21 protein-coding genes and 1 tRNA gene are annotated in these 19,412 nt (G+C 50.8%); 11 read left to right on the top strand and 11 right to left on the bottom strand.

Annotated elements, in window-relative coordinates; genetic code table 11:
• Positions 1-4: 4 nt before the first annotated feature.
• The 5 genes from QEN31_RS03750 to hemW are packed head-to-tail and all read left to right on the top strand — an operon-like array spanning position 5 to position 3,311.
• Positions 5-709: a YggS family pyridoxal phosphate-dependent enzyme gene (locus QEN31_RS03750; RefSeq protein ID WP_000997812.1), complete on the top strand. Its 705-nt coding sequence runs from the start codon at positions 5-7 to the stop codon at positions 707-709.
• 18 nt (positions 710-727) lie between these two features.
• Positions 728-1,294: a YggT family protein gene (locus tag QEN31_RS03745; RefSeq protein WP_001094848.1), complete on the top strand. Its 567-nt coding sequence runs from the start codon at positions 728-730 to the stop codon at positions 1,292-1,294.
• Positions 1,291-1,581 (top strand): DUF167 family protein YggU, encoded by a 291-nt coding sequence (yggU, locus tag QEN31_RS03740; protein WP_001277201.1) that lies wholly within the window; start codon positions 1,291-1,293, stop codon positions 1,579-1,581. The genes QEN31_RS03745 and yggU overlap by 4 nt, the downstream gene beginning before the upstream one ends.
• Before the next feature lie 7 nt (positions 1,582-1,588).
• The gene (locus tag QEN31_RS03735) at positions 1,589-2,182 is read left to right on the top strand and encodes an XTP/dITP diphosphatase (RefSeq protein ID WP_001174769.1); all 594 of its coding nucleotides are present in this window, start codon (positions 1,589-1,591) and stop codon (positions 2,180-2,182) included.
• On the top strand, positions 2,175-3,311 hold the full coding sequence (gene hemW, locus QEN31_RS03730) for a radical SAM family heme chaperone HemW (RefSeq protein WP_001096518.1): 1,137 nt from the start codon (positions 2,175-2,177) through the stop codon (positions 3,309-3,311). Before QEN31_RS03735 ends, hemW begins: the two co-directional genes overlap by 8 nt.
• A gap of 90 nt (positions 3,312-3,401) precedes the next feature.
• Here hemW and QEN31_RS03725 read toward each other — a convergent pair whose 3' ends face one another.
• From QEN31_RS03725 to trmB, 6 genes are all read right to left on the bottom strand, one after another.
• Positions 3,402-4,409 (bottom strand): DUF1202 domain-containing protein, encoded by a 1,008-nt coding sequence (locus QEN31_RS03725; protein ID WP_000252197.1) that lies wholly within the window; start codon positions 4,407-4,409, stop codon positions 3,402-3,404.
• Between the two features lie 132 nt (positions 4,410-4,541).
• Entirely contained in the window at positions 4,542-5,588 is a 1,047-nt protein-coding gene (gene ansB, locus QEN31_RS03720) for an L-asparaginase 2 (RefSeq protein WP_000394189.1), read from the bottom strand.
• 249 nt (positions 5,589-5,837) lie between these two features.
• Positions 5,838-6,296, bottom strand: a complete 459-nt coding sequence (gene tnpA, locus QEN31_RS03715; protein ID WP_000502119.1) for an IS200/IS605-like element IS200F family transposase — start codon at positions 6,294-6,296, stop codon at positions 5,838-5,840.
• A gap of 191 nt (positions 6,297-6,487) precedes the next feature.
• On the bottom strand, positions 6,488-7,207 hold the full coding sequence (locus tag QEN31_RS03710; RefSeq protein WP_000984838.1) for a DUF2884 domain-containing protein: 720 nt from the start codon (positions 7,205-7,207) through the stop codon (positions 6,488-6,490).
• 49 nt (positions 7,208-7,256) lie between these two features.
• Complete coding sequence (locus QEN31_RS03705) at positions 7,257-7,583, bottom strand: YggL family protein (protein WP_001107574.1); 327 nt, start codon at positions 7,581-7,583, stop codon at positions 7,257-7,259.
• A complete protein-coding gene (gene trmB / locus QEN31_RS03700) occupies positions 7,583-8,302 on the bottom strand; it encodes a tRNA (guanosine(46)-N7)-methyltransferase TrmB (RefSeq protein ID WP_000786895.1) in 720 nt (239 codons plus the stop codon). Before trmB ends, QEN31_RS03705 begins: the two co-directional genes overlap by 1 nt.
• Before the next feature lie 154 nt (positions 8,303-8,456).
• Between trmB and mutY the strand changes: the two genes are divergently transcribed.
• The 4 genes from mutY (at position 8,457) to QEN31_RS03680 (ending at position 12,483) form a co-directional block, all read left to right on the top strand.
• The gene (gene mutY, locus QEN31_RS03695; protein WP_001148956.1) at positions 8,457-9,509 is read left to right on the top strand and encodes an A/G-specific adenine glycosylase; all 1,053 of its coding nucleotides are present in this window, start codon (positions 8,457-8,459) and stop codon (positions 9,507-9,509) included.
• Positions 9,510-9,536: 27 nt separating this feature from the next.
• Complete coding sequence (locus QEN31_RS03690) at positions 9,537-9,812, top strand: oxidative damage protection protein (RefSeq protein ID WP_000091706.1); 276 nt, start codon at positions 9,537-9,539, stop codon at positions 9,810-9,812.
• Between the two features lie 112 nt (positions 9,813-9,924).
• Positions 9,925-11,010, top strand: coding sequence for a membrane-bound lytic murein transglycosylase MltC (mltC, locus tag QEN31_RS03685; protein ID WP_000976289.1), 1,086 nt, complete (start codon positions 9,925-9,927; stop codon positions 11,008-11,010).
• Positions 11,011-11,226: 216 nt separating this feature from the next.
• A complete protein-coding gene (locus QEN31_RS03680) occupies positions 11,227-12,483 on the top strand; it encodes a nucleoside permease (protein WP_001049804.1) in 1,257 nt (418 codons plus the stop codon).
• A 61-nt stretch (positions 12,484-12,544) separates the two neighbouring features.
• Here QEN31_RS03680 and QEN31_RS03675 read toward each other — a convergent pair whose 3' ends face one another.
• Positions 12,545-14,680 carry an ornithine decarboxylase gene (locus tag QEN31_RS03675; RefSeq protein WP_000839738.1) on the bottom strand — a complete coding sequence of 712 codons (2,136 nt, stop codon included), beginning with the start codon at positions 14,678-14,680 and terminating at the stop codon, positions 12,545-12,547.
• A 424-nt stretch (positions 14,681-15,104) separates the two neighbouring features.
• On the opposite strand from QEN31_RS03675, the gene QEN31_RS03670 reads away from it, so the two are divergent.
• A complete protein-coding gene (locus QEN31_RS03670) occupies positions 15,105-15,812 on the top strand; it encodes a DUF554 domain-containing protein (RefSeq protein ID WP_000234466.1) in 708 nt (235 codons plus the stop codon).
• 105 nt (positions 15,813-15,917) lie between these two features.
• Positions 15,918-15,993: transfer RNA gene (locus tag QEN31_RS03665), tRNA-Phe, on the top strand.
• 158 nt (positions 15,994-16,151) lie between these two features.
• Here QEN31_RS03665 and QEN31_RS03660 read toward each other — a convergent pair.
• The 4 genes from QEN31_RS03660 to ripC all read right to left on the bottom strand — a co-directional run bounded on the left by QEN31_RS03660 (position 16,152) and on the right by ripC (position 19,340).
• Positions 16,152-16,532 carry a VOC family protein gene (locus QEN31_RS03660; RefSeq protein ID WP_000582675.1) on the bottom strand — a complete coding sequence of 127 codons (381 nt, stop codon included), beginning with the start codon at positions 16,530-16,532 and terminating at the stop codon, positions 16,152-16,154.
• Positions 16,533-16,596: 64 nt separating this feature from the next.
• Positions 16,597-17,922: an itaconate CoA-transferase RipA/Ict gene (ripA, locus tag QEN31_RS03655; protein WP_000982337.1), complete on the bottom strand. Its 1,326-nt coding sequence runs from the start codon at positions 17,920-17,922 to the stop codon at positions 16,597-16,599.
• Between the two features lie 24 nt (positions 17,923-17,946).
• Positions 17,947-18,474 carry a (R)-specific enoyl-CoA hydratase RipB/Ich gene (gene ripB, locus QEN31_RS03650; protein WP_001094307.1) on the bottom strand — a complete coding sequence of 176 codons (528 nt, stop codon included), beginning with the start codon at positions 18,472-18,474 and terminating at the stop codon, positions 17,947-17,949.
• Between the two features lie 23 nt (positions 18,475-18,497).
• Positions 18,498-19,340: an itaconate degradation C-C-lyase RipC gene (ripC, locus tag QEN31_RS03645; RefSeq protein WP_001112897.1), complete on the bottom strand. Its 843-nt coding sequence runs from the start codon at positions 19,338-19,340 to the stop codon at positions 18,498-18,500.
• Positions 19,341-19,412: the final 72 nt, after the last annotated feature.

Below are 19,412 nucleotides of genomic sequence, written 5' to 3'. Positions count from 1 at the left end.
GAAAATGAACGATATCGCGCATAACCTGGCATACATCCGGGACAAAATCTCCGCCGCGGCGACGCGTTGCGGCCGCTCTTCAGAAGAAGTTACGTTGCTTGCAGTGAGTAAAACCAAACCTGCGAGCGACATCGCAGAAGCCATTGCCGCCGGACAACGGGCATTTGGTGAAAATTATGTACAAGAGGGGGTGGAAAAAATCCGCCACTTTCAGGAAGCGAAAGTGGAAGGCCTGCACTGGCACTTTATTGGCCCTTTACAGTCCAACAAAAGTCGGCTGGTGGCCGAGCATTTTGACTGGTGTCATACCATCGATCGCTTGCGTATCGCCTCGCGGCTGAGCGAACAGCGTCCGGATAATCTGCCGGCGCTAAATGTTCTGATCCAAATTAATATCAGCGATGAAAACAGCAAATCAGGCATTCCGCTGGCGGAACTGGATGAGCTGGCCGCTGCGGTGGCTACACTGCCGCGTCTGCGGCTTCGCGGACTGATGGCGATCCCGGCTCCAGAGTCAGATTATGTAAGGCAGTTTGAAGTCGCACGTCAAATGGCTGTAGCATTTGCCGGGCTGAAAGCGCGCTACCCTGACGTTGATACCTTATCTCTGGGTATGAGCGACGATATGGAAGCCGCGATTGCGGCAGGTAGCACAATGGTGCGCATCGGCACCGCTATCTTTGGTGCTCGTGATTACACAAAAAATTAAGGAAAACTGAGGAACGCCATGAATACGTTGACCTTCCTGCTCTCAACGGTAATTGAGCTGTATACCATGGTGCTATTATTGCGCGTGTGGATGCAGTGGGCCCGCTGTGACTTTTACAACCCTTTTTCCCAGTTCGTGGTGAAAATTACGCAGCCCATCATCGGACCGCTGCGTCGTATTATCCCGCCAATGGGGCCGATTGACAGCGCTTCCCTGCTGGTGGCGTTTATTCTTAGCGTTATTAAGGCGATAGTGCTGTTTAAGGTAATTACGTTTCAGGCGATTATCTGGATTGCCGCGGTGCTTATCTTGCTTAAAACAATCGGCCTGCTGATCTTCTGGGTGCTGCTGGTCATGGCTATCATGAGCTGGGTGAGCCAGGGTCGTAGCCCGATTGAATATGTATTGATTCAGCTTGCCGAGCCGCTGCTCAGCCCGATTCGCCGTATACTGCCTGCGATGGGCGGCATCGACTTCTCGCCGATGGTTCTGGTGCTGCTGCTGTATGTCGTTAATATGGGGATCGCTGAAGTCTTACAAGCGACAGGCAACATGTTGCTGCCGGGGCTGTGGATGGCGTTATGAGTGCTGTGACTCGCTGCGAAGACGGTCTGGTGTTACGGCTTTATATTCAGCCGAAAGCCAGCCGCGATAGTATTGTGGGTTTACATGGCGACGAGGTGAAAATCGCCATTACCGCCCCACCGGTTGACGGTCAGGCAAACAGCCATCTGACCAAGTTTCTCGGTAAACAGTTTCGCGTGGCGAAAAGTCAGATCGTCATCGAAAAAGGCGAGCTGGGCCGTCACAAACAGGTAAAAATTATTCACCCGCAACAGATCCCGCCGGAAATTGCGGCGTTAACTGAGTAGGTACTCCATGCAAAAAGTTGTTCTCGCAACCGGCAACGCCGGTAAAGTGCGCGAGCTCGCGTCGCTGTTAAGCGATTTTGGGCTTGATGTGGTAGCGCAAACGGAACTGGGCGTCGATTCCGCGGAAGAAACCGGCCTGACGTTTATTGAAAACGCGATTCTCAAAGCGCGCCATGCCGCCAAAATGACCGGCCTGCCCGCCATTGCCGATGACTCCGGTCTGGCCGTTGACGTTTTAGGCGGCGCGCCGGGTATCTATTCCGCGCGCTATTCTGGCGAAAACGCGACAGATCAGCAAAATCTGGAAAAACTGCTGCATACTCTACGGGATGTTCCGGACGACAAACGCCAGGCGCGATTCCATTGTGTACTGGTTTATTTGCGTCATGCGGAAGATCCCACACCGATAGTCTGTCACGGTAGCTGGCCTGGCGTCATTACTCGCCAGGCGGCCGGAAATGGCGGATTTGGCTATGATCCCATTTTCTTCGTACCGTCTGAAGGCAAAACCGCCGCAGAACTGACCCGTGAAGAAAAAAGCGCGATTTCCCACCGTGGACAAGCGCTCAAGCTGCTGCTGGATGCGTTACGCAATGGCTAAACTACCGCCGCTCAGTCTTTATATTCATATTCCCTGGTGTGTACAAAAATGTCCATATTGCGACTTCAATTCCCATGCGTTGAAGGGCGAGGTGCCACATGACGACTACGTCCAGCATCTGTTAAACGATCTGGATGCCGACGTCGCTTGGGCGCAAGGGCGTGAAGTAAAGACCATTTTTATTGGCGGCGGTACGCCAAGCCTGCTTTCCGGGCCGGCGATGCAAACGCTGCTGGACGGCGTGCGTGCGCGCCTGAATCTGGCGGCGGATGCGGAAATTACTATGGAAGCGAACCCCGGCACGGTCGAAGCCGACCGCTTCATCGACTATCAGCGCGCCGGCGTAAACCGGATCTCCATTGGCGTGCAGAGCTTTAGTGAGCCTAAGCTGAAACGTCTTGGCCGTATTCACGGTCCACAAGAGGCGAAGCGGGCAGCAAGACTGGCAAATGGGCTTGGGCTACGCAGCTTTAACCTCGACTTGATGCATGGATTGCCGGACCAAACGCTGGAAGAGGCGCTGAACGATTTGCGACAGGCAATTGCGCTTAATCCGCCGCATCTCTCATGGTATCAATTGACGATTGAACCCAACACTCTGTTCGGTTCGCGTCCGCCGGTTTTACCGGACGATGACGCTCTGTGGGATATCTTTGAGCAGGGCCACCAGTTATTAACCGCCGCGGGCTATCAGCAATACGAAACGTCGGCCTATGCCAAACCCGGTTATCAGTGCCAGCATAATCTGAACTACTGGCGCTTTGGCGACTATCTGGGGATTGGCTGCGGCGCCCACGGTAAAGTCACCTTCCCGGACGGCAGGATCCTGCGCACCACCAAAACCCGTCACCCACGCGGTTATATGCAGGGACGTTACCTGGAAAGCCAGCGTGACGTGAGTGATGACGATAAACCCTTTGAATTCTTTATGAACCGTTTTCGGTTGCTGGAGCGCGCGCCTCGCGCCGAATTTGTCGATTATACCGGGCTTACGGAAGCGGTTATTCGTCAGCCAATCGACGAGGCTATTGCCCAGGGCTACCTGACCGAATGCGAGCAATACTGGCAGATTACCCGGCACGGTAAACTGTTTTTAAACTCTCTTCTTGAGTTGTTTCTCGCGGAATAACAAGGATAAGCCTGTCGCGCCAGTGGGTAAAATACCTGATGGCGCGACGCTTACCGACCTGTGGCGGTTAATGCGCCGCCGGCAAACGCATTATTTAATAACCCCTTTACGACGCAAATCGTCCGTATCTTTTTTCCAGCGCTCGTAACCGTCATTAATATCCATAATTTTCACACGGATATCACTCTGTTGCATCTGAAGTTTCTGTACCGCTATATTCAGCGGATATTGCCCTTTCTCTAACGTTATCCAGTCATTCTGCGCTTTTCGACGCAGCTCTTCTGATTTCAAAAATACCTGCCGCCGTTGCTCGTGTATGTCTAAATCTCTTTTCTGCTGAATAGCCGCTTCATTGCACGGCTCACTCTGCTTACGGCACGCGTCTAATGCCGGTTGATAGACCTCTTTTTCGTATTTCTCGGCATATACGCTGCTATCGTTGGCTTTTACATAATCATCGCGCTCTTTTAACGTCTTTTTAAACGCCTCGGCGCGGGTCAACGGTTTCCCATCAGCGCCTTTTCCCCAATACGCGTCCGCTTCTTTTTTAGCTACCGCTATTTTCTTATCCAGGGCAGAGAGTTGTTCTTCAAGACCGGGGATCGACGCTTTCTGCGCACGCCAGGAGGCTTCAATGTTGCCAAACCGATAGTTAAAGTCATCACTGTTGACGATCAGGTATTTATCATTCGTTTTAATGTCGTCAATAGCCCGGCCCTGATCGCTGGCTGCCATTTGTAATGAGTAATAGTTCACCGTCCAGCCAGAGGCTGGCGTCCCTTTACTGGTTAACATGGCAGAAAATTTAACGGGACGATCTTTGGTCCAGGTTTTTTCAACAAAATAATAATCCGCCGCCATACCAACGCCGGTATACATATCTTCACGGGAAGAAATATCCCCTTCGGCAGACCAGGTGGCCTGATTGCCCGTCGAATCAAGATTTTTTAAGGTAATGGAATCCAGTTTAAGTATGCCGTGGTACTGCTTACTAAACTGTTCTTTTAAGATGTTATCGGAGGGTTGAGCAACCTCTGCCCAACTATAGCCTGAAATCAGGGCAAACAGCGCTGCGCCAGCAATCCATTGTCGAACCACTTGTGGACCTCCCGTCCAGAGACATGACACCCACGATTATCATAACCATGATGATAATTAGCAAGATAATAGTGTTGGTTGTGCGAGAGGTCTTCCAAAGATAGCCCCGGCCTTCCGACCGGGGCATTATCTTTAATACTGATTGAACATCGTCTGGATCTGTTTTGGATCTTTAGTCTGGGTTAACGCCAGTTGCAGTAAGACACGCGCTTTTTGCGGGTTCAGCGTGCCGGAAGCGACAAAGCCGTATTTTGCATCGTCAACTTCCGCATCCTGCGTGGTTGCGCCAGTCGGCACTCGTGAAGAACGCACCACTACCGTACCGTTGTGCGCGGCGGTCGCCAGGGTATCAAAGACCGTTTTATACAGGTTGCCGTTACCCACTCCTGCGCTCACGATCCCGTCATAACCCGCGTCTACCAGCGCTTTTGCCGGCAGATCGGACGCATTCGCATAGTTATAAACGATACCGACTTTCGGCAACGCGGTCAGCTTCGACACGTCGAACGGGGTGGAGGTGGTATGTTTACGCTCTGGCGTACGCTGGTAGTCAATTTTACCGTTGTGGATATAACCCAGCGGGCCGTAGTTAACCGCTTTAAACGTCGCCACGTCAGTCGTATTGGTCTTAGTGACGTCGCGTCCGTCCATGACGGTATCATTCATTACCACCAGCACGCCGCGGTTGGCAGACTGTTTATCAGCCGCTGTTACTACCGCATTATAGAGGTTGAACGGGCCATCTGCGCTCATTGACGTGGAAGGACGCATCGCGCCGACCAGTACCACCGGTTTATTGCATTTCACGGTCAGATCGAGGAAATAAGCGGTCTCTTCCATCGTATCAGTACCGTGGGTGATCACGAAACCGTCGGTGCTGTCGCACTCGGTATTGATTTTTTTCGCCAGCGTGAGCCAGACTTCATCGTTCATATCCTGCGAGCCAATGTTAACGACCTGCTCGCCTTTCACTACCGCAATGTCCTTCAATTGAGGAACGGCATCCACCAGATTTTCGACGCCGACTTTACCTGCCGTATAATTTGATTTTGTTGCTGAATCACCACCGCCAGCGATCGTTCCGCCGGTCGCTAAGATGGTGATATTCGGTAAAGCGAACGCTGCGCCGCTGAAACCCATTACCAGAGCAGCTAATGCCGTTTTCCTGAAAAACTCCATGTTATATCTCCAGTTATGTCAACTGGTCGCATTATCTCTATATTGCAGACGAATAATGTGACGCCATACGATTAACCAGCGATATATATCCGACAGAGAGTATTTTTTAGAGATGGATAACAAAATGCAGGAAAAAACAGAATAAATATCCTCCGGCATAGCCGGAGGTTTTTCAGATGCGCCTATAAGGCTCTCTTACCAGCCGCGCCCTAACAGGCGCATACGATCTGACATTTGCATCAAACTTCGTTACTTACGGCCCGTAAACGGGCTGCCCGGATACGGGATCGATAATTGCTCACCCATTTTATCCTCTTCAAGCTGGTGCTTTATGTAGTCCTGTATCTTCGCCGTGTTCTTACCCACCGTATCGACATAGTACCCTCTGCACCAGAACTCCCTGTTCCTGTATTTGAATTTTAGATCCCCAAACTGCTCGTAAAGCATCAGACTACTTTTACCCTTCAGATATCCCATGAAACTCGACACACTCATCTTCGGCGGGATCTCCAGAAGCATGTGAATATGATCTGCACAACATTCTGCTTCCAGAATTCGTACGTTTTTCCATTCACACAATTTTCTTAATATGCTGCCTACTGCCCTACGCTTCTCTCCATAGAACGCTTGTCTTCGGTATTTGGGCGCGAAAACTATGTGATATTTACAGTTCCATCGGGTGTGCGCTAAGCTCTTTTCGTCCCCCATTGGGACCCCCTTTTGATTTCTTGTTGAACTTTTGCAGTTGCCAGACCGCAAGATGTTTTAACAAATCAAAAGGGGTTTTAATAACTGGCTTAAAGCTGAAAGCTTTCCGGAACCCCCAGCCTAGCTGGGGGTTTTCCATAGACAATAAAAAGGCGCAGATACGATCTGCGCCATTGTTTAAAAAGGAAAGATTACTTCAGGCTGCCAACCAGCGCTTTGCGGCTATCTTCTAAGGTCACTACGCGGCTACAGACATCTTTGCCAAACTGCTGGAAATCTTTCTCCTGGTTTTTCCATTCGTTCTGGATAGCGGTTTGCAAACCACCTAGACTGCCCATCACGCCCTGTAAAGGATTGCCGCCGCCTTTAAGCACCGCTTTGGCGCCCATTTCGTTAATGCTGTCCTGCAAAATACCGCCCATCGCCTGATTCACCAACTGCTGACCGTCGGCACGCACCTGGTCGATAGCCTTATAGTGGAACGTCAGGCCGTCCGTACGATGTTCGATAATGCGGTTCATTTGCGCTTTTAATTGCGCATCAAGCTTCGTCAGACGGCTACGCATGTTGCTGCTTTCGCCCACCTCTTTAGCGATGATTTTATCCAGCGCCACGCGGCCTTTTTCGACGCGCGATCGGGCGCCCTCATCAATCCACGGCAGCGCGCTTCGCAGTTCCGCCTGGTAATCTTTCGCCTGCTCGCGCTGCGCGGCGCTAAGGGTGTACTGCTTACCGTTGTACATCACATTGCCGTCCGGCGTGATCACCAGGTTGCCGTTTTCACCTTTCACCTGCACCGTTTGTGGACTCAGGATCACATCGTCACGCGGCGTGACGCTGCATTTGTAATCTGCATGAGCGGCCATCGCCGTAAACGTTAGCACTGTCGCCAGCAGCGTTTTGCGCATCATAACTTTCCCTCAAGACAAAGCGGGCCGGCATTTGCCGACCCTGTACTTATTAGTCCCACCAAACGTCGAAAAGTTCGCTGGTTCGGACTTCTTCAAGGTTGCGCGCTTCCAGCCACTTACGCACAATCGCCTGATGTTCTTCGGTACATTTACCGATTTCCTGCATACAAATCAGCCCTTCCCAGGCCAGGTAGCCGCTGCCGTCAAACGCCAGTTTATTAGGCTCAATAACGTCATTAATAAAGTCATCGACAGTCTTATCGACCTGCTCTTCAGATGTACCTTCCGGAAAACGCCATGCCACCGAAAATCCTAATTCCTGGAATTCGTCAATGTGCATTTTTTTACGCAGACGACGACTACGGTTCTTTGCCATTATTTCACCCTCTCGAACATTAAGTCCCATACGCCATGACCAAGACGATGGCCACGTTGTTCAAATTTCGTTACCGGGCGCGATTCCGGGCGCGGTACATAATCATTGCTCTCTGACAGATTTTTGTACCCGTCGATAGAAGACATGACTTCAAGCATGTGTTCCGCATACGCTTCCCAGTCGGTCGCCATATGGAAAACGCCGCCCAATTTCAGCTTGCTCAATACCAGTTCAGCAAACGGCACCTGAACGATACGGCGTTTATTATGACGCGCTTTATGCCACGGGTCAGGGAAAAAGAGCTGAACCATCGATAAAGAATTGTCAGGAATCATTTTATGCAACACTTCTACCGCGTCATGGCACATGACGCGCAGGTTTTCAACGCCCTCTTCATTAGCGGACGCCAGACACGCGCCGACACCGGGTGAATGCACTTCAATGCCGAGGAAATTCTGCTCCGGGCGCGCTTTCGCCATCGCCACGAGAGACGCCCCCATGCCAAAACCAATCTCCAGCGTCACCGGCGCTTCGCGACCAAACAACGTGGCGAAATCTACCGGCGCTTCGCTGAACTCGACGCCCATCACCGGCCAGTAGTTTTCCAGCGCGTGCTCTTGCCCCTTTGTCAGTCGCCCCTGGCGACGAACAAAACTACGAATACGGCGCAGCGGGCGACCGTTTTCATCAAATTCCGGTGAAATGACGTCGTTTTTCATAAAAGTGTAGTCTGCTGTGTTTGAGTTCTGAAAACGGGCATTATCCAAAGTTAGTTGCCGGATGCAAGCATGAAGCGCACTGCGGAAAGTTCCGGTTTACACCCTGCGGCCTCTGTGCTGCAATCTTGCCCCCGGCAATAATGAATGAGTTTCCATGCAAGCGTCTCAATTTTCAGCCCAGGTTCTGGACTGGTACGACAAATACGGGCGGAAAACGCTGCCCTGGCAAATTAACAAGACGCCTTACAAAGTATGGCTCTCGGAAGTCATGTTGCAACAAACGCAGGTGACGACGGTGATTCCTTACTTTGAGCGATTTATGGCGCGCTTTCCGACAGTGACGGATTTAGCGAATGCGCCGCTGGATGAAGTGCTCCATTTATGGACCGGGCTCGGCTATTACGCCCGCGCGCGTAATTTGCATAAAGCGGCGCAACAGGTGGCGACGCTTCACGGTGGAGAATTCCCGCAAACTTTTGCCGAAATCGCCGCGCTACCCGGCGTCGGGCGCTCAACCGCCGGCGCGATTCTCTCCCTCGCGTTAGGTAAACATTATCCGATTCTTGATGGAAACGTTAAACGTGTGCTGGCTCGCTGTTATGCTGTTAGCGGCTGGCCTGGAAAAAAAGAGGTGGAGAATACGCTGTGGACGTTGAGCGAGCAAGTGACGCCCGCACGCGGCGTGGAGCGTTTTAATCAGGCGATGATGGATCTGGGCGCGATGGTTTGTACGCGTTCAAAGCCAAAGTGCACCCTGTGTCCGCTGCAAAACGGTTGTATCGCCGCTGCGCATGAAAGCTGGTCACGCTATCCGGGCAAGAAACCGAAACAGACGTTGCCGGAGCGGACGGGTTACTTTTTATTGTTACAGCATAATCAGGAGATTTTCCTGGCGCAGCGTCCTCCCAGCGGTTTATGGGGCGGACTCTACTGCTTTCCGCAGTTCGCCAGAGAAGATGAATTACGTGAATGGCTGGCGCAACGGCATGTTAACGCTGATAATTTGACCCAGCTTAATGCGTTTCGCCACACATTTAGCCATTTCCATCTGGATATTGTGCCTATGTGGCTTCCCGTGTCGTCACTGGACGCCTGCATGGATGAAGGCAGCGCGCTCTGGTATAACTTAGCGCAACCGCCGTCAGTCGGACTGGCGGCCCCCGTGGAGCGCTTGTTACAGCAGTTACGTACCGGAGCGCCAGTTTAACGCCCCGGTCGATGAAGAGGATGACTTATGAGCAGAACGATTTTTTGTACTTACCTGCAACGCGACGCTGAAGGGCAAGATTTTCAGCTCTACCCTGGCGAACTGGGAAAACGTATCTATAACGAGATCTCTAAGGACGCGTGGGCGCAGTGGCAGCATAAGCAGACCATGTTGATTAACGAGAAAAAGCTCAACATGATGAACGCCGAGCACCGTAAGCTGCTGGAACAGGAGATGGTGAGCTTCCTGTTCGAAGGCAAAGACGTTCATATCGAAGGTTATACGCCGGAAGATAAAAAATAGGCCCGTTGCTGAATGACGCTGCGCTTATTCGGCCTGTGAGTTATGCCGGATAAGCCCTTAGCGTCGCTGCCCGGCAACATGGCATAACGACAACACAACATGCACTCCCGGAATGATGAAAAAATTACTCGCGCTTGCTGTTATTGCGCCGTTGCTCATCTCCTGCTCCAGTTCGACCAAAAAAGGCGAGACGTATAATGAAGCCTGGGTCAAGGATACCAACGGCTTTGATATTTTGATGGGGCAATTTGCCAACAATATTGAAAATCTGTGGGGATATAAGGAAGTCCTGATTGCCGGGCCGAAAGACTACGTCAAATATACCGATCAGTTCCAGACCCGTAGCCACATCAACTTTGATGATGGGACCATTACCGTTGAAACCATCGCCGGGACGGAACCTACCGCACATCTGCGCCGGGCTATTATTAAAACGTTGCTCATGGGTGACGACCCAACCTCCGTCGATCTTTACTCCGATGTCGATGACATAAAAATTTCTAAAGAACCCTTCCTGTATGGTCAGGTCCTCGACAATACCGGCCAGCCTATTCGCTGGGAAGGCCGCGCCACGACATTCGCGGATTACTTGCTGAAAACGCGGCTCAAAAGCCGCAGTAACGGCCTGCGTATTATTTACAGCGTCACCATTAATCTGGTGCCGAACCACCTTGATAAACGCGCGCATAAATACATTGGCATGGTACGCCAGGCCTCCCGTAAATACGGCGTTGACGAGTCGCTGATTCTGGCGATTATGCAAACGGAGTCCTCGTTTAACCCGTATGCGGTCAGCCACGCGGATGCGCTGGGCCTGATGCAGGTAGTGCAACACAGCGCCGGGAAAGATGTTTTCCGTTCTCAGGGTAAGTCCGGCACGCCAAGCCGTAACTTCCTGTTCGACCCCGCCAGCAATATCGATACCGGCACAGCGTATCTGGCAATGTTGAATAATGTCTATCTGAGCGGTATTGAGAATCCGACGTCGCGGCGCTATGCGGTCATTACCGCCTACAATGGCGGCGCAGGCAGCGTATTACGCGTATTCTCGAACGATAAGATTCAGGCCGCGAATATGATTAACCGCATGTCGCCGGGGGATGTGTACCAGATATTAACCACCCGACATCCATCTGCGGAGTCGCGCCGCTATCTGTATAAGGTGAATTCCGCCCAGCGATCGTATCGCCGCCGATAAACCATCGCATCCCGCCTCTGGTTGGCAAATGACAGAGGCGGGAAAGGTAAAAGTGTTAACTCCGTCACCCTTTTGCTTTGCAATCAGAAATTGTTTGCAAATATTTGTCACAGGTAACAAAAAAAGCCCGCCTCTCATTGATAGAATCACACCAAATCACAACGGCAAATGTGCCTTTTAAAACATTCATCCGCTCTCAGGTGTGAGGAAATTAACATGAATCTTAAGCTGCAGCTTAAAATACTCTCTTTTCTGCAGTTCTGTCTGTGGGGAAGCTGGCTCACTACCCTGGGCTCGTATATGTTCGTCACCTTAAAATTTGACGGCGCATCTATTGGCGCAGTTTATAGTTCACTGGGGATTGCCGCCGTCTTTATGCCGACCTTGCTAGGCATTGTGGCTGACAAATGGCTGAGCGCGAAATGGGTCTATGCCCTGTGTCATGTCGTCGGCGCCATCACGCTATTCATGGCCGCGGAAGTCACTACGCCTGGGGCGATGTTCTTTGTGATCCTGCTTAACTCGTTGGCCTATATGCCGACGTTGGGCTTGATCAATACTATATCGTATTACCGCCTGCAGTCTGCCGGCATGGATATTGTGACTGACTTCCCGCCTATCCGTATCTGGGGCACCATTGGCTTTATTCTGGCGATGTGGGGCGTGAGTTTCTCCGGTTTCGAGCTGAGCCATATGCAGCTTTATATCGGCGCGACGCTTTCCGTTCTGCTGGTACTGTTTACCTTTACCCTGCCGCACATTCCGGTGGCGAACCAACAGAAAAACCAGAGCTGGACATCAATGCTGGGCCTTGACGCTTTTGCGCTGTTTAAAAATAAGCGGATGGCGATTTTCTTCATCTTCTCCATGATGCTGGGCGCGGAACTGCAGATCACTAACATGTTTGGCAACACCTTCCTGCATAGCTTTGATAAAGATCCGCTATTCGCCAGTAGCTTTATCGTGCAGCACGCCTCGGTGATGATGTCGATTTCGCAGATTTCTGAAACGTTATTCATCCTGACCATTCCGTTCTTCCTGAGCCGCTATGGTATTAAGAACGTTATGCTTATCAGTATTGTGGCGTGGATGCTGCGTTTCGGCCTGTTCGCTTATGGCGACCCGACGCCGTTCGGTACCGTTCTGCTGGTACTGTCGATGATTGTGTACGGCTGCGCCTTCGACTTCTTCAACATTTCTGGCTCGGTGTTTGTCGAAAAAGAAGTACGCCCGGAAATCCGCGCCAGCGCGCAGGGGATGTTCCTGATGATGACCAATGGCTTCGGCTGTATCCTGGGCGGCATTGTGAGCGGTAAAGTGGTGGAGTATTACACTCAAAACGGCATTACCGACTGGCAGACCGTGTGGCTCATCTTCGCAGGCTACTCGCTGGTGCTGGCCTTCGCGTTCGTAGCCTTGTTCAAATACAAACACGTTCGCGTTCCGGCAAGTTCGCAACCCGTTGCACATTAATCCTTGCCCTGTTTCGCAGGCCGGATAAGGTGTAAATGCCTTATCCGGCCTGCAGGCAACGTTACTTTAAAACATATCCGTACAAGCGTTGAATTCCATCGGCATCGGTCTCGCTATATACCCCCTGCAATTCCGGCGAAAAACCAGGCAACAGATTGATGCCCTCTTCCAGCGCCAAAAAATAACGCTGCGCCGCGCCGCCCCAAATCTCCCCCGGCACCACGCACAGTACGCCCGGCGGGTATGGCAATGCCCCCTCGGCAGCAATACGCCCGCCCGCCTCGCTGATACGCACCAGCTCTACATCGCCGCGAATAAAGGCGCTGTTGGCATCCTGTGGGTTCATCGCCACATGCGGCAGGCTTTCTTTGCGGAACATCGCTTTTTGCAGATCCTTAACGTCAAAGCTAACGTACAGGTTGTGCATCTCCTGACATAGCTCACGCAGGGTGTAATCGCGGTAGCGCACCGGGTATTTCTGAAAAACCGTCGGCAATACATCCGCAAGCGGCGTATCGTCTTCAATGTGCCGTTCAAATTGCGCCAGCATCGCGACCAGTCGCGCCAGCTTCTCTTCGCTCTCGGCGGGTGTCAGCAAGAACAGAATCGAGTTGAGATCGCACTTCTCAGGCACAATACCGTTCTCACGCAGATAGTGGGCGAGAATGGTCGCCGGGATGCCGAATTCGGTGTATCGCCCACTATCGGCATCAATACCTGGCGTGGTCAGTAACAGTTTACAGGGGTCGACAAAATACTGGTCATCCGCATAGCCCTCAAAGCCATGCCATTTCGCCCCGGGTTCAAAACTGAAGAAACGACGATTGCTGGCAATGGTCTCCGTCGGATATGCCTGCCACGGCTTGCCGTCAACCACCAGTGGGATAAAGGGCTGAAGCAGTTTGCAACGGGCGAGAATGGCTTTACGCGCGTCAATGCCCAGCGCAACGCACTCCGCCCACAGGCGGCGACCGCTCTCCCCTTCGTGGATTTTGGCATTGACATCCAGCGCCGCAAACAGCGGGTAGAACGGACTGGTTGAAGCATGCAACATGAAGGCGTTGTTCAGGCGTTTGTGCGGGCAAAAACGCGCCTGGCCGCGAATATGGTTATCTTTTTTGTGGATCTGCGAGGTTTGTGAGAACCCCGCCTGTTGCTTATGTACCGATTGGGTCACAAAGATCCCAGGGTCGTTTTCATTAAGCTCCAGCCGCAACGGCGAGGTATCCGCCATCATATTGATAAACTGCTCATAGCCTACCCACGCGGAGTCAAACAGAATGTAATCGCAGAGATGCCCGATTTTATCCACCACCTGACGGGCGTTGTAAATAGTGCCGTCATAGGTACCCAGCTGAATGATCGCCAGGCGGAACGGACGCGACGCATCGGCGCTTTCCGGCATCACGTCACGAATCTGGTCGCGCAGGTACGTTTCATCAAAACAGTGCGCATCAATGCCACCGATAAAACCAAACGGGTTACGCGCCGCTTCAAGATAGACTGGCGTCGCCCCGGCCTGAATCAGGGCGCCGTGGTGGTTGGATTTGTGATTATTACGATCAAACAGCACCAGATCGCCGCGCGTCAGCAGGGCGTTGGTGACCACTTTATTCGCCGCCGAAGTCCCATTCAGCACAAAGTAGGTTTTATCCGCATTAAACACTTTTGCCGCAAATTTCTGCGCGTGTTTGGCAGAACCTTCATGTATTAGCAGATCGCCAAGTTTCACATCGGCGTTACACATATCCGCACGAAACAGGTTTTCACCAAAAAAGTCATAAAAATGGCGGCCTGCGGGATGTTTTCTAAAAAATTCGCCATGCTGGTGCCCCGGGCAAGCAAAAGTACTATTCCCCATGTCGACATACTGGGTCAGGGTGCCATAAAAGGGCGGCAGAAGTTCCGCTTCGTAGCGACAGGCAGCGTTTTCCAGCTCCAGCCATTCCTGCGCGTTCCCGACTATTACCGCCGTAACGCCGACAGGCGCGCTGACGGGTTCATCCGCAAGCATAAACACCGGCAGGTGAAAACCGGTGCGTTTAAGCAACGCCAGAATACCGCTACGGCTGTCGGCAGTGGTAATGACGACTGCGGCCACATCGGTAAAGTCGGTACTGTCCAGCGCCACTACGTTTCGGTGGGTGGAGAGACGGGGAATGAGTTCACCGCTGGCGGCAATATTCATTGATTTCATAAGCGCAAATATCCGTTTCGGGAGTAGAGTAACCCCAGACAAGGCCCGATGCCTTGCCCAACGAGATGCCGGGTCAAACTGGATACCAGCTCCGACCGCCAGACATCAGTAAAAACAGACTGTTTCTGATTTTACTGTTGTCCTGCAGTGAGCGTGCGCTGCCCTCACCGCATAGCGGGGATGACAAAAAAAGGAAAGAAAGGGGCAAACCTCGCGCAGTCAGGCGACAGTGAAGACAATATAAAGGCGCTATGTTCATCCCGGCGAGCCCCATGCTGGCAGGAGAAATTTCGCGCAATCATGGCACCTTTCACCAGGCGGCGCAAGGTAAAATCAGCGCTCTATACGTCACAGATAATCAAGCTATTAACAGCTTAATCGCGTGATAATAAGGCAATTTGAAAGACAAATAACAGGAGTCATTGTGGTAATTGGACCTTTTATTAACGCTGGCGCAATTTTATTCGGCGGCGTTATTGGCGCGCTGTTAAGTCAGCGTCTGCCAGAACGGATTCGCGTCTCAATGACGTCTATTTTTGGTCTGTGCTCTCTGGGAATTGGCATTCTGCTGGTGATGAAGTGCGCTAATCTTCCGGTGATGGTGCTGGCGACGCTGGTCGGCGCGCTTATCGGCGAGTTTTGTTTGCTGGAAAAAGGCATTAATGGCGCAGTCGCGAAAATCCAACAATTATTTATGGCATCGGGTAAGAAGCCGACACACGACTCATTTATTCAAAGTTACGTCGCTATCATTGTACTTTTTTGCGCCAGCGGCACCGGTATTTTCGGCGCGATGCATGAAGGGATGACCGGCGATCCAAACATTTTGATCGCTAAATCTTTTCTGGATTTTTTCACTGCCATTATTTTCGCCTGTTCGCTTGGCATCGCCGTTTCGGCGATTTGCGCGCCGATGTTGATTATCCAGTTAACGCTTGCCGCCTGCGCCACCCTCATTCTTCCACTGACCACGCCGGCAATGATGGGCGACTTTAGCGCCGTGGGTGGACTGCTGCTGGTGGCTACCGGCTTGCGTGTATGTGGAATCAAAATGTTTCCGGTAGTGAATATGCTCCCGGCGCTGTTGCTGGCGATGCCGATCTCCGCCGCATGGGCGATGTTTTTTGCCTGATTCTGCGTGCAATAACAACAAAGTGGTGATAGATTGTGCAGTCTACGTTGATTTGAAGAAATTTCGTTGACGAAGCGAGGCGATTACGGTTTAATGCGCCTCGTTGCCCGGATAGCTCAGTCGGTAGAGCAGGGGATTGAAAATCCCCGTGTCCTTGGTTCGATTCCGAGTCCGGGCACCACTTTCCCTTTTTTATGCTTTCTTATGAATTCCTCGATGTCTTCAAGTCAATAAGTTTGAACATAGACTCTTTCCAGAAATTATTGCCATATGATCTCCATTAGACCAATATAAACGGATGCGTGATCATAATAAAGGCAGTAATAGTAAGTTTTAACATTAAACATACTGCGAAATTTCAATTAAGTTTCCATCAGGGTCCCTGATGTAGATAGACATTATCTCGCCTGTGGCTCCAGTTCTCTCAACCGGGCCTTCAACAATGGAAATGCCTGCCTGTAAGATCTCAGACACAACATCATTTATCGGTGTCGATGTAATAAAACATAAATCGGCAGATCCCGGCGTTGGTCTACTCGCTTTTGGTTCGAACTCCATTTCTTGCTGATGGAGGTTAATTTTTTGCGCTCCAAATATTAACGCTTTTCTGTTTTGTTTAAATGTTACCGCAGAAAAACCAAGTACCTCTTCGTAGAATCTTATTGTGGTTGATATATCAGATACCGTTAATACAAGGTGATCAATTCTGTCAATTATCATTTGAATAGACTCATGATGTTTATATTTTAGGGATGCTACATTAAAAAATAGCATTAACCTACTTTTAAATCAGATGCATTTTTTTTGCATCTACTCTAAGTTGCTGCCGAAAATTGGGATGTGCCAATTCAATGATGCTGAGCGCACGCTCGGTTGAAGAGAGCCCCTTCAGGTTTACGGAGCCAAATTCAGTGACTATCCAGTGCGTATCCGTTCGTGGGGTTGTTACAGGCCCCTCAAGGCGGGGAACAATACGAGAAATCGTATCATTCGCGGCCGTTGAGCGGGTCGTAATAATGGAACGACCTCCTTTAGATGCATATGCGCCTCTGACAAAATCCAATTGCCCTCCTGAAGCGCTGTACTGGTGTCCAAGCAAATATTCAGAGTTACAGGCACCAGTGAGATCGATTTGTAAGGTAGCGTTAATGGAGACAACATTCTCATTTTGCGCAATGATCCCCGGATCGTTAACATAATCGACAGGCCGACTAAAAAAAGAGGGGTTGTCGTTGAGATAGTCATACATATCCTTTTGTCCCATAGCAAAAGTAAATACAGACATTCCCCGGTCGATATTTTTACGCTGATTGGTAACGACGCCTTGTTGAATCAAACTTACCAACCCCGGATTCAGCGCCTCTGTATGGACCCCCAGATCATTATGTTCCTTGAGCGCATTACAGATGAGCTCCGGTAATGCGCCGACCCCCATCTGGAGACAAGCGCCATCTGGCACAAGAGAAGCGATAATCTGACTGATAGCAATATCTTCGGCTACGGCAGTACGTATTGGTAGTTCAATTAAAGGGACATGGTTTTCAACAATGGCGTCAATTTCTGAAATATGGATTGCAGCACCTTCTCCATGAACGCGCGGCATATATTTGTTAACTTCGACAATAAGCTTTTTAGCTGTCCTCGCAATCCGGGTGGAATAATCGTTTCCAGTTCCAAAATTAAAATAGCCATACTTATCCATAGGGGACACGGTGTGAATAAAGGTATCAATACCAATATCATCAGCTAGTAATCGCGTCGCCTGATGAAAATTTGAAGGTACATAGTTAACTATTTTTCGCCCGGAACTCTCAATCCCCTGACGTATTAAAGCCCGTTCAATACCGGTAATAAACATACTGTAGAGATGAATATAGTCACTTAGCTCATAACGGAAAATAGTGTTCCCGGCAATGCTGGCTGTTTCATAACAGTAAACCCGCAGATCGTTGATTTCTCCCCTTTTCGCTCGCTTTGCCAGCGCATTCAGCAAAGCTGGAGGCTCTGCTGCAAACATTCCCATAGAGAGGTGACTGCCGGAGGTAATTAAAGTAACCGCCTCGTCAGGCGTCACGCATTTTTCGGCATACACTGCATTAACATTCATCATGACTCTAAACCTCAGGGCGATTTCTCAATAAGCGGCGTCTTCTTCAGGCGAACATCCACAGCAATAAACTAACATTGTTCGTTCGAAGCGCATGACCTCTACACCATTCTGGTTAATACCACATGTCCGAACGGTAACGATGCCTTGTCCCGGGCGACTATTTGACAGGCGTTTGCTGAGTACAGTGCTTTCAGCATAAAGTGTATCCCCTGCGAAAACCGGATGGACGGCTTGTACCTTATCCCAGCCAAGATTGGCCACGACCTTGGCGCTGACAGTACGCACGCTCATACCGGTTAAAAGCGCCAGAGTGAACGTTGAATCAACCAGTAACTTTTTCCATTCCGTTTTGCTGGCGTAAGCCGCATCGAAATGGACCGGCTGCACATTGAGAGTGAGCAGGGTAAACCACACATTATCGGCGTCCAGAACCGTCCGGCCGGGACGATGTTCAAAAACATCACCGGGATGAAAATCCTCCCAGTAAAGACCCGAAATTTCTCGGTAGCGCCCCTCGCTAATGGTTTTATAAGCGGGTAATAACGTGTTCATAATCAATTCCTCTGTTAATAAAATCAGGAAAAGATCCCTGCCCGGGCGAGTAATCTCCGGGCCTGACGGGCAACGGCTGCATCTATCATCATGCCGCTAACGATCCCGACGCCTTTGGCATTCTCTGTCAGTACTGCACGAGCATGATTAATTTCTGCCGTTGTAGGAGTAAATGCGGCGTTGATTACACTAATCTGAGCGGGGTGAATAGCCGATTTTGCAGAAAAACCAAAACTGAGCGCCTGCAGCGTTTCCTCTTTCAGACCTGAAAAATCGCCTATATCAAAGAAGGGAGCATCTATTGCAAGAAGCCCTTTCATAGCGCAGGCAGCCACTATTCTGGCCCGCGCCAGCGCAAGAGGCTCCCAGGCGGGTGTGGCGCCAATGTCAGCCGCCATATCTGCGGCGCCAAACATCAACCCGCAGAGTCTGGGGGTGGCGTCCGCAATAGACTCTACGGCATTAAGCCCAACAACTGACTCAATAATGCCAATAAGGCGAGTATCAGAACCAGCCATCATGATAAGACTATCCACGATTTGCAGGTGCGCGGCTGACTCTGTTTTTGGAAGAATAATGTAATCAGGAAAAAAACGGCATTCCAGTAACATATGCAGGTCTTCAATGCCAGCATGAGTATTCATTCCATTAATTCTTAATGCTATTTTCAGCGATGAGTTTGGTCGGGATGAAAGGAACTGCATCGCAATTTTCCGGGCCTGCGCCTTGTCATTCGGGGTGACGGAGTCTTCAAGATCGATAATAGAAATGTCCGCCGCACTTTCAACTGCTTTTATGAAACGTTCTGGTCGAATTGCTGGGGTAAAAAGCCAGCTACGTGTCGGTGTATGAGAAATATCGGGCATATTGCACCTCCTGTTAACCTCACTATGCGCTCGCTGGTTTCATTCTTCCAATATATGATGGTGCCATTCTTA

It is taken from the genome of Salmonella sp. SA15303 (assembly GCF_029962125.1).
Lineage (GTDB): Bacteria > Pseudomonadota > Gammaproteobacteria > Enterobacterales > Enterobacteriaceae > Salmonella > Salmonella enterica.
Note: the sequence above shows the minus strand (reverse complement) of the source record. Positions and strands in the feature narration are given on the sequence as shown.